The 12,406-nt window shown below is 74.9% G+C and carries 11 protein-coding genes; 6 read left to right on the top strand and 5 right to left on the bottom strand.

The window, feature by feature from the left end:
• Nucleotides 1-3: 3 nt before the first annotated feature.
• From ACFP3U_RS32015 to ACFP3U_RS32005, 3 genes are all read right to left on the bottom strand, one after another.
• A complete protein-coding gene (locus ACFP3U_RS32015; RefSeq protein WP_380229253.1) occupies nt 4-1,458 on the bottom strand; it encodes a hypothetical protein in 1,455 nt (484 codons plus the stop codon).
• Nucleotides 1,459-1,627: 169 nt separating this feature from the next.
• Nucleotides 1,628-2,671, bottom strand: a complete 1,044-nt coding sequence (locus ACFP3U_RS32010) for a glutamate ABC transporter substrate-binding protein (RefSeq protein WP_380229252.1) — start codon at nt 2,669-2,671, stop codon at nt 1,628-1,630.
• 14 nt (nt 2,672-2,685) lie between these two features.
• Nucleotides 2,686-4,110 (bottom strand): hypothetical protein, encoded by a 1,425-nt coding sequence (locus ACFP3U_RS32005; RefSeq protein WP_380229251.1) that lies wholly within the window; start codon nt 4,108-4,110, stop codon nt 2,686-2,688.
• 308 nt (nt 4,111-4,418) lie between these two features.
• Between ACFP3U_RS32005 and ACFP3U_RS32000 the strand changes: the two genes are divergently transcribed.
• The 3 genes from ACFP3U_RS32000 to ACFP3U_RS31990 all read left to right on the top strand — a co-directional run bounded on the left by ACFP3U_RS32000 (nt 4,419) and on the right by ACFP3U_RS31990 (nt 7,216).
• The gene (locus tag ACFP3U_RS32000; RefSeq protein WP_380229250.1) at nt 4,419-4,997 is read left to right on the top strand and encodes a nucleosidase; all 579 of its coding nucleotides are present in this window, start codon (nt 4,419-4,421) and stop codon (nt 4,995-4,997) included.
• 41 nt (nt 4,998-5,038) lie between these two features.
• Entirely contained in the window at nt 5,039-5,563 is a 525-nt protein-coding gene (locus tag ACFP3U_RS31995) for a DinB family protein (protein ID WP_380229249.1), read from the top strand.
• 108 nt (nt 5,564-5,671) lie between these two features.
• Complete coding sequence (locus tag ACFP3U_RS31990) at nt 5,672-7,216, top strand: trypsin-like serine peptidase (RefSeq protein ID WP_380229248.1); 1,545 nt, start codon at nt 5,672-5,674, stop codon at nt 7,214-7,216.
• A 93-nt stretch (nt 7,217-7,309) separates the two neighbouring features.
• Here ACFP3U_RS31990 and ACFP3U_RS31985 read toward each other — a convergent pair whose 3' ends face one another.
• Nucleotides 7,310-8,260, bottom strand: coding sequence for a sigma-70 family RNA polymerase sigma factor (locus ACFP3U_RS31985; RefSeq protein ID WP_380229247.1), 951 nt, complete (start codon nt 8,258-8,260; stop codon nt 7,310-7,312).
• Nucleotides 8,261-8,361: 101 nt separating this feature from the next.
• Between ACFP3U_RS31985 and ACFP3U_RS31980 the strand changes: the two genes are divergently transcribed.
• Nucleotides 8,362-9,189, top strand: coding sequence for an SDR family oxidoreductase (locus ACFP3U_RS31980; RefSeq protein ID WP_380229245.1), 828 nt, complete (start codon nt 8,362-8,364; stop codon nt 9,187-9,189).
• Here ACFP3U_RS31980 and ACFP3U_RS31975 read toward each other — a convergent pair.
• Entirely contained in the window at nt 9,176-9,799 is a 624-nt protein-coding gene (locus ACFP3U_RS31975) for a cysteine hydrolase family protein (RefSeq protein WP_380229244.1), read from the bottom strand. The two genes, ACFP3U_RS31980 and ACFP3U_RS31975, sit on opposite strands and share 14 nt — an antisense overlap.
• Before the next feature lie 71 nt (nt 9,800-9,870).
• Between ACFP3U_RS31975 and ACFP3U_RS31970 the strand changes: the two genes are divergently transcribed.
• Nucleotides 9,871-10,872, top strand: a complete 1,002-nt coding sequence (locus ACFP3U_RS31970; protein ID WP_380229243.1) for a GlxA family transcriptional regulator — start codon at nt 9,871-9,873, stop codon at nt 10,870-10,872.
• A gap of 50 nt (nt 10,873-10,922) precedes the next feature.
• Nucleotides 10,923-12,296, top strand: a complete 1,374-nt coding sequence (gene gltX, locus ACFP3U_RS31965) for a glutamate--tRNA ligase (protein ID WP_380229281.1) — start codon at nt 10,923-10,925, stop codon at nt 12,294-12,296.
• Nucleotides 12,297-12,406: the final 110 nt, after the last annotated feature.

Genomic DNA, 12,406 nt, shown 5'->3' with positions numbered 1-12,406 from the left:
CCGTCAGCCCCCCTGAACCCGTCCGTCGACAGCCTGCCCGTCGACCGGCTCCCCGCCGGCCGCCGCCCCACCCCGCACGATCCCGTCCTGCACGATGCCGTCCTGCACGATCCCGTTCGCTGCGATCCCGTTCGGTACGGCGCCGCCCGGCTCCGCGGCCGGCTCGGCCTGCGCCGGGCGCAGCGCCTGCTGGAACCGGGCCACCGCGCCGGCCGCCGCCCGCAGGTCGCACGGCGCGCTCCACAGCAGCCAGCGCGCCTTCTCGTAGCGCTCCACCACCTCCGGGTCCTCGGCCACCCGCAGCCGGGCCGCCATCGCCTTGTACGCGTCCAGGCGCCCGCGCAGTTCGGCCCGGACGGCCAGCGGCTGGGTCACCTCGGTGAGCGACTGCCGGGCCCGGGCCAACTCCTTGGAGGCCGCGTCCTCCAGCGCGTCGAGCAGCGGGGCGAGCCGGTACCACTGCCCGTTCTGCCGCAGGTCCAGCGCCAGCACGATCCGTTCGCGCAGCGCCGAGGCCGGCCCCGGGACGGCCGGCACCTCGGTGGCGGCGATCTTCGCCAGTACCTCGCCGCGCGCCCGGCGGGCCTCGGCCAGGGTGGCGTCGGCCCGCTGGAGCAGGTCGCCGACGCCCTGCAGCCGCTCCTCGGCGTCGTCGCGCAGCCGCAGCAGGTTCTCCAACTCCAGCCGGACGCCGTCCAGGGCCCGCCCGGCCCGGTCGAAGCGTTCGGTGTCCACCACTCCGGAGGGCGTGGCCGAAGCGCCGTTGTCCGGCACCGTGCCGCGCTGGGCGGGGACCCGGGCCGGCCGCCAGAGCGCCAGCGGGTCGTTGCGCACCTCGGTCCGCAGCCCGGCCAGGTCGGCGTCCAGCGCGTCCAGGTCGTCGCCGAGCGGGTGGGTGCCGGGGCGCACGCCGAGCGAGGCCGCCAGGGTCTGCACCCGGCGCAGTTCGGCGATCAGCAGGTCGATCCGGGCGGGCAGCGCCGTCCAGACCGCGTCGGCCGCCGAGACCACCTCCAGAACGGTGGCGTACCAGGAGTTCATCCGCTCCATGAGCTCGTCCAGGCTGACCCGCTCGACCAGCCTGGCCGGTGCGCCGAGCCGCTGCGGGCCGTCCGGCGCGCCGCCGGGCACGGTGACCGCGTCGCCGGTCAGCAGCTCGCTCAGCTCGGCGAGTTCCGGTCCGCCGGGCCTGGCCTTGCGGGCCCGGACGGCGCGGGCCGAGGCGAGCGCCTCCGCGTAGCGGTCGAACAGCGCCCACAGCAGCGGCATGCCGGGGCCGACGGCGGCCCAGCGCTCCGAGGTCCGCCCGGTCAGTTCGGCGCCGTCGAGCAGGCGCAGGCCCGGGTGGTCCTGGAGCGAGAGCAGCGCCGACTCGACCGCGTCGCGTTCCGCGCCGAGGCGCGCCAGCGCGCGGTCCACCTCCTCCCGGTTCAGGACCGGGCCGGCCGAAGCCGCCATCGCGCTCTCCCCTCCTCAGCCTGCCGTGTTCCGTCTTCCGGGCTTCCGGTTCCGGGGGTTCCGGCTCCCCGGGAGTCCGCCCCGACCCTAGCGCGCGTCCCGGCCGCCCGACCGGGCCCGGTCGCCGAGGGGCCGTCAACCGGACGCCAGGCCCCGCCCGTCAGGCCCGTCACCGGGGCGTCGGCCAGTGCCGGTCGGCGTCGTCCTGCAGGTACGGCTTGAGCCAGGTGTCGTACGCGCGCCGCCAGCTGCCGTTCGCGTAGTAGTCGTTGAGCACCTGGTTCACCCGGGCCGTCAGGTCGGTGCTGGTCTTCAGCATCGCGATGCCCATCACGCCCGGCCGGACCTCGCCGTCGATCACCCGGACGGTCTGGTCCTGCGCCGCCTGGCTGGCCGCGAGGCCGTCGTCGGTCATGGTGGCGTCGACCTTGCCCAGCTGCATCAGCACCAGGCAGTCGAGGTGGTTCTCCACCGTGACCAGCTTCTTGACCGGGCGCGTCTTCAGCTCCTCCTGCGCCGAGGAGCCGGACGCGGCGCAGGCGGTGGCGCCGTTCAGCGCCTCGTCGAGGGTCTTCGCGGGGGAGGAGCGCGGCACCAGGACCCGCTGGCTGGTGGTGAAGTACGGCCGGGAGAAGGCCACCTGCTCCAGCCGCTCGCAGGTGATCGACATGGTCCGGACGATGATGTCGACCCGGCCCTCCTGGATGAACTTGACCCGGTCGGCGGTGGGTACGGCCTTCAGCACCACCTTCTCCGGGTCGCCCATGATGGCGGTGCCGATCGCCCGGGCGAGGTCGATGTCGAAGCCCTCCACCTGCCCGGTGTTCGGGTTGCGCGAACCCCACCGGTAGCTGTTCAGGTCGATGCCGACGACCAGGCTGCGCTTGGCCTTGACGGCCTTCACCGCCGGGCCGTCCTCGGTGCTCGGCGGGACGCTCCGGTACAGGTCGCAGGAGCCCGCCTGACCGGTCTGCTCCGACCGGTCCTGCTGCCCCGACTGCTCCGACTGCCCCGACTGCCCCGACTGCGCCTGCTGTGCCGCGAGCGGCACCTGGTGCGGTGCGCCGGCGGCGGGCGCCGCGCCCCGCGGTCCGCCCACGTCCAGTACCAGCGCGCCGGTGGCCAGCAGCGCCAGCGCCGCCGCCGTCCGGGCCCCGCGCAGCGCGGCCGCCCGGCGGCTCCGGTCCCGGCTCCGGTCCGTGTTCGTGCCCATGTCGTCTCCCCCTCCTACCGGTACTCGGCCAGTCGCCGGCCGAGGCCGCGCAGGGCCGCGGCGGCGGCCAGCAGGCCCAGCGCCGCGATCGCCACGGCGGCGGTGCGCAGATCCTTGTCGACCCCCAGGGCGAAGTCCCGGAACTCGCCCTCCTCCAGTACCGCCGCGTCGTAGAGCTCCCGGTCGGCGGCGGCGAAGGCGGCCTCGGCCGTTCCGGCCGCGTCCGCCTCCCGGGCCGTCACGGTGGCGTCCAGCGCGGCCTGGTAGTCGCCCTGGTTCTCCAACGCGGTCGCCGCGGTGTGCCGCTCGCGCCACTGCTGGTAGTCGCTCAGGGCCCGGGCGAGCGGAGCCTGGGCCACCGCCGGCGCCAGCGACTGGGCCCGTACCAGGGTGCCGGTCCCGGTCTCGCGCCCGGGGTTGGTCGTGACCAGGTGCTCCGTGGTCTTCGACCACAGGTCGGCGTAGGCACCGCTGGAGCCGCGCGCCACGTAGTGCAGGTTCTCCGCCAGGCGGGCGGTCAGCACGTCCACCCGGGCGGAGTTGAGCGCCCGCAGTGGCACCCCGCCCTCGCGGTTGGCGCGTGCCAGCGCCGTGTCGGCGCCGGTCGCGGTCACCGTCAGCCACAGCACCGCGGCCAGGACGGAGGCGGTGGCGGCCAGTAGCCCGAGGTTGAAGACCCGGTTGGTCCGCCGGAACAGCGCGAGCTGCACCCAGACCAGTCCGGTGAGCGCCAGCAGGCCCAGCAGGTACCCGGCCCACGGGGTGGCCCGGGCGGCCGCCATGTCGGCGGCCAGCAGAGCGTCCTCGGAGGCCGAGAACTCCGCGGCGGCCGGCAGCAGCACGGTGCGCATCTGCTCGGAGGCGTACCGCTGGTAGGCGCCGCCGAGCGGGTAGCCCTGCCGGTTGTTGGCCCGGGCGGTCTCCACCAGCCCCGCGTACACCGGCACCTGCTGGTTCAGCTTGGAGAGCAGCTCCCGGAGCGGCGACGAGTCGGGAGTGCGGGAGGCGGACTCGGAGATCAGCTGGGAGGCCGTCCTGAGGTCCTGCTCGTAGCGCTCCCGGACGGCCCTCGGCTCGGCGCCCGCCAGCAGGAAGCCGGTGGCGGCGGTGGCGTCCGCGTCGGCCAGCGAGCGGTTGATCTCGGCGGCCGACTGGCTGAGCGGCTGGCTGTTGCGCACCACCCGCTGCGCGGCGGCGGCCCGGGAGTTCACCTGGACGGCGGTCAGCGCGCCGAACACCAGGGTCAGCACCGCGAGCAGCGCCCCGGCCAGCCGCAGCCGCCCCGGCGCCGTGCGGGTCACCCGCCCCAGCCGGGCGATCGGCCCGCCGGACGGCACCACCGCCCCCGTGCCGCCGGCCCGTCGCGGCGCCGGTACCGAACCCGTGGGCCGGTCGGGCGCGAGCGCGCCCGGTCCCTCCGTACGCACCGGTGTCGCCACCAGCCACCCCCTCCCCTGTGGCCCGCCCCGTGTCTCCGGGGCACGGCCGTTGCCAGCAGTATGGCCGTCACTCCCCACGGCCACACCCGAGTTGCGCGGATCTTGAGCCGTGCGTCCCGCTTCGGCCGCCGGGCCCGGGTCCCCCCTCGGGCGGCGGCGAACGGGTCGACGCGGCACGCACCCTACGCGGTTCCCGAATTGAACGGAGGGCGGGGGTCCGATTGCGGGGGTGCGGTGGTGCGGGCCCGGGGTGCGGCCCAGAGGTGTGCCGCCGGGATACGTCGCCGGGACCTTCGTACGATGGCGCCATGCGCCTTCTGGGAACGATCTCCGCCGACCGTCCGCTGCTCGTCGTCGCCGTCCAGGAGGAGGCCGCCCACCTCGGCGACCACCTCCCGGTGCTGCTCACCGGCATCGGCAAGGTCAACGCCGCGTCCGCGCTGGCCACCGTCCTCGCCCGGGGCCCGCACCCCTCCGAGGTGGTCAACCTCGGCACCGCCGGCGCCCTGCGGCCCGGCTGGGAGGGCACCCACACCGTCACCCAGGTGATCCAGCACGACCTCGACACCCCGACCCTGTACGCGCTCACCGGCCGCACCTACGGCGCCCCGCTGGTCGTCGGCAAGGGCGGCGACGGCCCGGTCCTGGCCACCGGCGACCTCTTCGTCTCCGACCCGGCCGCCCGCGACCGCCTCGCCGAGCACGCCGACCTGGTCGACATGGAGGGGTACGCCGTCGCGACCGTCGCCCACCGGGCCGGCCTGCCGGTCCGCCTGGTCAAGCACGTCAGCGACGAGGCGGGCGACAACGCCGGCCACACCTGGCGCGAGTCGGTCGACGACTGCGCCCGCCACCTCGCCGACTGGCTGCACGGGCAGGGCTGGTGACGATCAGCCGGTCTGTCAGTGCGAAGGCCTAGGGTGACGGAGTGACCGATGACACCGACGCCCCCGTGCGTGAGCGGAGCGACCTGCGGCCGCCCGGGATCAACGCCGACGAGCACAGCACGCTGCTCACCTTCCTCGACTACCTGCGCACCTGTGTGATCGCCAAGACCGACGGGCTCTCCGACGAGGACGCCCGGCGGCCCGGCGTCGCCTCCGGGACCAGCCTGCTCTGGCTGGTGCGCCACCTCACCGCCGTCGAACTCAACTGGTTCCTCTGGGCCTACCGGGGCGACGACGTCGAGCTGTGGGACGACGACGCGCCCTCGCCCGGCGACGAGACGGTGGCCGGGTCGGTCGCCGCCTACCGGGCGGCGATCGCCCGCGCCAACGAGGTGATCGTGGCGGCGGCGGACCGGATCGACCGGCCCGGGGTGCGCTCGCTGCGCCCCAACGCCGAGGCGCCGTCGATGCGTTGGCTGCTCGTCCACATGATCGAGGAGACCGGCCGGCACGCCGGTCACGCCGACATCCTCCGTGAGTGGCTGGACGGTTCGGTCGGCCGCTGACGGGGGCGGGTGGGCGCCCTGTTGACGGACAGTGGCATACTCCCCGCGCAGTACCCGGTGCCGCTCCGGCGGCGCCGGGTGTTTTTCACACAGGGGGAACACAAGTTCATGTCATCGTCTGACAGCAAGAGCGGCCGTCGCCGCACTATGCACACCGCCAGGACGGCGCTCGGGGCCTCGGCGCTCGCGCTGACGCTGCTCACCACCGCGGCCTGCGGGCCGGACAACAGCTCGGCCGACGCCGCCGCCACCGCGGCTGCGGGCGCGGCTGCGGGACCGAACCTCGGCCTGCCGGCCAACCTCGACGACCTGAAGAAGTGGAAGTTCGAGGACTGGGAGAAGTGGGCGAAGGACTACGCCCTCCCGGCCGCCGCCAAGGGTTTCTGGACGCTGGACAAGCTGCTCAAGGCCAAGCCCATCGAGCCGATCGCGCCGCCCGCGGCACCTCCGGCCGCACCTCCGGCCGCACCTCCGGCCGCGCCCACCCAGGCCCCGGCGCAGCCGTCGCAGCCCGCCCAGCCTTCGCAGCCGCCCGCCCAGCCCAAGCCGCCGGCCGGCCAGCCCACCCAGCCGGGCCACCCGACCCCGCCGCCCGCGGCGCCGAAGCCGTCGAACACCCAGCAGCCGGCCTCGCAGGCCCCGGCCCCGCCGGCCCAGCCGGGACAGCCGACGCAGGCCCCGGCCCAGCCGGCCCAGCCCTCGCAGCCCGCGCAGCCGCCGGCCAAGCCCGCGCAGCCGTCCCAGGCCCCGGCGCAGCCGGCCCAGCCGGCCCAGCCCTCGCAGGCCCCGGCCCAGCCGGCCCAGCCGGCGCAGCCCGCGCAGCCCGCCGACAACGGCAACGACCCGCTGCCCAAGACGGTGAACGCCCAGCCCCTCCCGCACCCGTACACCAAGCTCGGTGTGCACGGGAAGCTGTTCGCCGACGCGCCGGGCAGCGGTGCCGAGGCCGCCGCCGGGCTGAGCCACTACCAGTGCTCCGCCACGGTGGTCGCCGACCCGGCGCACCCCGGCAAGAGCAACCTGGTCTGGACCGCCGGCCACTGCATCCACCAGGGCAAGGGCGGCAAGTACTTCAGCAACATCTCGTTCATCCCGGCGTTCAACAGCACCGGCGCGCTGAGCGGCGGCAAGCAGGCCGAGGAGGCGCAGTACGCGCCGCTCGGCATCTGGAACGCCACCCAGGCGGTCACCTCGCCGCAGTGGAAGGCCGAGGGCGGTGACGGCGGTTCGCCGGCCACCCAGTACGACTTCGCGATCATCCGGGTGCAGCCCGGCGAGGGCGGCAAGTCGCTGGAGGAGACGGTCGGCGGCGCCCTGCCGGTCTGGTTCAACGCCCCGCGCGAGCAGCTCAGCGTCACCGAGTACGGCTACCCGGCGGCCCCGCCGTTCGACGGCATGGAGCTCAACCGCTGCGAGAGCGGCCGGCCGACCCGGCTCTCCTACGACCCGACCCGCCCGTCGATGCTCACCATCGGCTGCACCATGACCGGCGGTTCCAGCGGCGGTGGCTGGCTGGCGACCAAGGACGGCCAGCCGGCGCTGGTCAGCAACGTCTCGGTCGGCAAGCACACCGGTGACCCGAAGTACCAGGCTGGTCCGTACCTGGACGACGTCGCCGCCGGTGCGTACGACTTCATCTCCAAGAAGGGCTGACGCAAGAAGGGCTGACGCCCGCCGGACCACGACGGCCGCCCCCGCGCACCCCGGTGCGCGGGGGCGGCCCGCGTGCCCGCCCGTCGCGGTGGCTCAGTCGGTGAACGCCGTCAGGTCCAGGGCGGCCAGCCGCTCCGGGTCGGTGAGCACGTCGATCTCCACGATCACGCCGCCCACCACGGTGAACGCCATGATCGACACCGGCCGGCCGTGCGCCCCGATCACCACGACGCCGGCCGCGCCGTTGATCAGCGCCGGGCGCGCGTACGGCGACAGGCCGCGGAACATGACCGCCTGGCCCGCGACCGTCCGGGCGCCGTTGAGCACCACCGGACGCCGCTGCTCCCGCCCGGCGGCGGCCCCGTCGGCGCGCAGCACCACGTCCGGGTCGAGCACGGCGAGCAGCGCGTCGAGGTCCCCGGTGCGGGTGGCGGCGAAGAACGCGTCCACGGCCACCCGCTGGCGGGCGAGGTCGCGGTCCGGCGCGGGCGCCCGGCCCTGCACCTTGCGGCGGGCCCGGCTGGCCAGCTGCCGGGTGGCGGCCGCGGTCTTCTCGACCAGCGGGGCGATCTCCTCGAACGGCACCGCGAACATGTCGTGCAGGACGAAGGACACCCGCTCGGCGGGCGCCAGCGACTCCATGACCACCATCAGCGCCAGCCCGACCGAGTCCGCCAGCAGCACCTCCTGCTCCGGGTCCGGCGCGTCCGCCCGCCTGATCAGCGGGTCCGGTATGCGCGGTGGCTCCGGCTCGCCGCCGACGCCCGCCCCGATCCGCGACTCGAAGGACTCCTCGCGCCGCTGGGCACGCGAGCGGAGCTGGTTGAGGCAGATCCGCCCGATCACCGTGGTCAGCCAGCCGCCGAGGTTCTCCACCTCGGCGGTGTCCGTACGGTCGTAGCGCAGCCAGGTGTCCTGGACGGCGTCCTCCGCCTCGGCGATCGAGCCGAGCATCCGGTAGGCGACGGCCCGGAGGTGCGGCCGGTGCTCCTCGAACGAGTCCGCGGCCCCCGCCGCCCCCACCGCCAGAATTTTCTCGTCCACCCGCGTCACATTCCTTCGTCGCCGAGGGTCAAAGCATCGGAACCACGAAACTAGCGGGTCCGCCGGAAGCACGGCTTCCGTTCGGCGAAGGAGAGACGATCATGACCAACGCGACCAACGCCCCCGTTCTGGTGACCGGCGGCACCGGCACCCTCGGCCGTCACGTGGTGCCGCTGCTGCGCGCGGCCGGCCACGACGTCCGGGTGCTCACCCGCAACGCCCGCCCGGCCGCCGACGGCGTCGAGTACGTGACCGGCGACCTGCTCAAGGGCACCACCGGGGAGGGCGTGGACGCCGCCCTCGCCGGGGTCGAGGTGGTCCTGCACCTGGCCGGCGACGCCAAGAACGACGAGGCCACCACCCGCGACCTGGTCGCCGCCGCCCGCCGGGCCGGGGTGCGGCACCTGGTCTACATCTCGGTCATCGCCGCCGACCTGGTGCCGCTGGGCTACTTCCGCGCCAAGCACGCCGCCGAGCGCCTGGTCGCCGAGTCGGGCATCCCGTACACCACGCTGCGCGCCGCCCAGTTCCACGACCTGACCGCCAAGACGGCGGCGGCGATGGGCAAGATGCCGCTGGTCCCCAAGCCGGGCGGCATGCGCTGGGAGCCGGTGGACTCGCGGGACGTCGCCGAGCGCCTGGTCGAACTCGCCCTCGCGGCGCCCGCCGGGCTCGTCCCGGACCTCGCCGGCCCGGCCGTCCGCTCGCTCGGCGACCTGACCCGCGACTACCTCCGGGCCGCCGGCCGGCGCCGCCCGATGCTGCCGCTGCGCGTCCCCGGCAAGGTGGGCCGCTGCTACCGCGAGGGCGTCAACCTCGCCCGGCCCGGGGCGGCGCGCGGCACCCGCACCTGGGAGGCCTTCCTCGCCGAGACCTTCCCGGCGGGCGGGGCGGCCCCGGCGGCGACGGGCGGGGTCAGGACCAGCTGACGACCGCCGGCCCGCCGGTCTTCGCGGCCTCGGCCACCGCCGCGGTGGTCACCACCTTCGCGAACTGCATCGCGTGCAGCACCGTCACGGTGGCCCGGGCGAGTTCGGCGGCGGGCACGGTCACCCCGTCCGGGCCGGTCAGGTCGAAGGCGTGCATGGCGTCGACCGGGAAGACCGCGTCGTACCCGAGGTTGCCCGCCATCCGGCAGGTGGTCTCTACACAGACGTTGGTGATGATCCCGGTGGTCACCACCTGCCGGGCACCCCGCTCCTGGAGCCAGGCGTGCAGGTCCGGGGTGCCGTAGAAGGCGCTGTTCACCGTCTTGGTGATGTGCAGCGCCGGCTCGACCGCCGCCACGAAGTCCTTCAACTCGTACCCCGGGGTGCCCGGTTCGAGCGGGCTGCCGGGCGCGGAGTGCTGGACGACGACGATCGGCCGCCCGGTGGCCTGCCACACCTCGATCAGTTCGCCGATCCGCTGCTCGGCCTCGGGGTTGTCGCGCTCGCCCCAGACCGCGTACTCCTCGAAGCCCTTCTGGACGTCGATGACGACCAGGACGGCGTCGGGGTCGATGGTGAGCGGGGCGTCGAAGGCGCTGGTGTTCGTCATGCGTCCATGCTGCGGCCGGCCCCGGCGGAGCCGTGAGCGGCGGTGGAGCCACCCATCGATAGGATCCTGCCATGCGCACGGTGGGGTGTCTGATCTTCGACGGCGTCCGGCCCTTCGACTACGCGGTGATCGGCGAGGTCTGGGGCGAGCAGGCGGAGCTTCCCGGCGTCCCCGGGTTCGAGCTGCGGATCTGCGGCCCGGACGGCGCCCGGGTCCGGCTCGGCGGCGGGCTCGAACGCGTCCCGGACTTCGGGCTGGACGCGCTGGCCGACTGCGACCTGGTCGTCGTGCCGGGCGTGGAGCAGCCGGACGAGCCGCGCGACCCGGCCGTGCACGCCGCGCTGCGCGCCGCCCACGCCCGCGGCGTCACCATCGCCTCCCTCTGCGCGGGCGCCTTCGTCCTCGCCGAGGCCGGCCTGCTGGACGGCCGCACCGCCACCACCCACTGGGCCCTCGCCGACCGCCTGGCGGAGCGCTTCCCGGCGGTGGACGTCCGGCCCGAGGTGCTGTTCACCGGCGAGGGCCGGCTGTGGACCTCGGCCGGGGTGGCCGCCGGCATCGACCTCTGCCTGCACCTGGTCCGCGCCGCCCACGGCGAACGGGCGGCCGCCTCGATCGCCCGCGCCATGGTCACCGCGCCCTTCCGCTCGGGCGGCCAGGCCCAGTTCATCCCCTCCCCGGTCCCGGAGCCCACGGCCGCCGACGACGACCCGCTCGCCCGCGTCCGCACCGAGGTCCTCGCCGCCCTCGACACCCCCTGGACCGTCCGCCGGATGGCCGTCCTCGCCCTGATGTCCGAACGCACCTTCGCCCGCCGCTTCGCCGCCGCCACCGGCACCACCCCACTGCGCTGGCTTCTCGACCAGCGCATCCTCACCGCCCAGCGCCTCCTGGAGGACACCGACCTCCCGGTGGACGCGGTCGCCGTCCACTGCGGCTTCTCCTCCGCGGTCTCCCTCCGGCCGCCCTTCACGGCCCGCCTCGGCGTCCCGCCCCGCGAGTACCGCCGGACGTTCCGGGGGGCGTGCGTGGACGGACGCCCCGCCGCCGCCCGATACCCTTTGGTTCCATGACCGAGGTTTCCCGTCCCGTCCGCGTCCGTTTCGCTCCGAGCCCCACCGGCATGTTCCACGTCGGCGGTGCCCGCTCGGCGCTGTACAACTGGGCGACGGCACGACAGCAGGGCGGTGTCTTCGTCCTGCGGATCGAGGACACCGACGCCGCCCGCAACAAGCCCGAGTGGACCGAGGGCATCATCAGCGCCCTCGCCGCGATCGGCATCCACGAGGGCGACCCGGGCTTCGAGGGCCCGTACTTCCAGTCCGCCAACGCCGACATCCACCGCACCGCCGCCGAGAAGCTGTACGCGGCCGGCCGGGCCTACTACTGCGACTGCACCCGCGAGCAGACCGCCGAGCGCACCGGCTCCGCCCAGACCGGCTACGACGGCTTCTGCCGCGAGCGGGGCCTGGAGTACGCCGAGGGCCGCGCGCTGCGCTTCCGCACCCCGGACGAGGGCACCACCGTCGTGGTGGACCTCATCCGCGGCGAGCCGGCCTTCCCGAACTCCGCGATCGAGGACTTCGTGGTCGCCCGCGGCGACGGCAGCCCGGTCTTCCTGCTCGCCAACGTGGTCGACGACCTGGAGCAGGGCGTCACGGAGGTCATCCGCGGCGAGGAGCACCTGTCGAACACGCCGAAGCAGCAGCTGCTGTGGGAGGCGCTCGGCGCCACCCCGCCGGTCTGGGCGCACCTGCCGGTGATCGTCAACGAGAAGCGGCAGAAGCTGTCCAAGCGCCGCGACAAGGTGGCGCTGGAGGACTACCTGGCCGAGGGCTACCTGCCCGAGGCCATGGTGAACTACCTGATGCTGCTGGGCTGGGGCCCGAAGGACGACGTCGAGATCCGCCCGTACGCCGAGCTGGAGCAGCTGTTCCGGATCTCCGAGGTGAACGCGGCCTCGGCCTTCTTCGACGTGGCGAAGCTGCGCTCGTTCAACGGCGAGTACATCCGCGCCCTGTCGGTGGACGGGTTCATCGCCGCCTGCGCGCCGTACCTGGCCGCCGACCGCGCGCCGTGGCCGGCCGAGGCCTTCGACGCCCAGGCCTTCGCCGAGCTCGCCCCGCTCGCGCAGTCCCGGATCGCGGTGATGAGCGAGATCGTCGAGCAGGTCGACTTCCTGTTCCTGCCCGAGCCGGTCCAGCACGAGCAGTCCTGGGCGAAGGCGATGAAGGACAAGGACGGCGCGCTGGCCCTGCTGGGCACCGCCCGGGCCAAGCTCGCCGCCCTGGCGGACTGGAAGGCCGACGCGCTGAAGGCCGAGCTGGAGGCCGTGGCGGCCGAGCACGGGCTGAAGCTGGGCAAGGCGCAGGCGCCGATCCGGGTCGCGGTCACCGGCCGCACGGTGGGCCTGCCGCTGTTCGAGTCGCTGGAGGTGCTGGGCCGCGAGCGGACCCTGGCCCGCCTGGACGCCGCGGCGGAGCGCCTGGCCGCCTGACGCTGGACCCGTTTCGCGCGGGCCGCATCCCCACCTCGGGGGTGCGGCCCGCGGTCGTTGTGCGCCCAGCATGGGCGATTGCTTGAGGGTGAAAGTCCCTTGGGGGAAGA

Origin of the sequence: Kitasatospora misakiensis, assembly GCF_042656005.1 — a bacterium.
Taxonomy (GTDB): domain Bacteria; phylum Actinomycetota; class Actinomycetes; order Streptomycetales; family Streptomycetaceae; genus Kitasatospora; species Kitasatospora misakiensis.
Note: the sequence above shows the minus strand (reverse complement) of the source record. Positions and strands in the feature narration are given on the sequence as shown.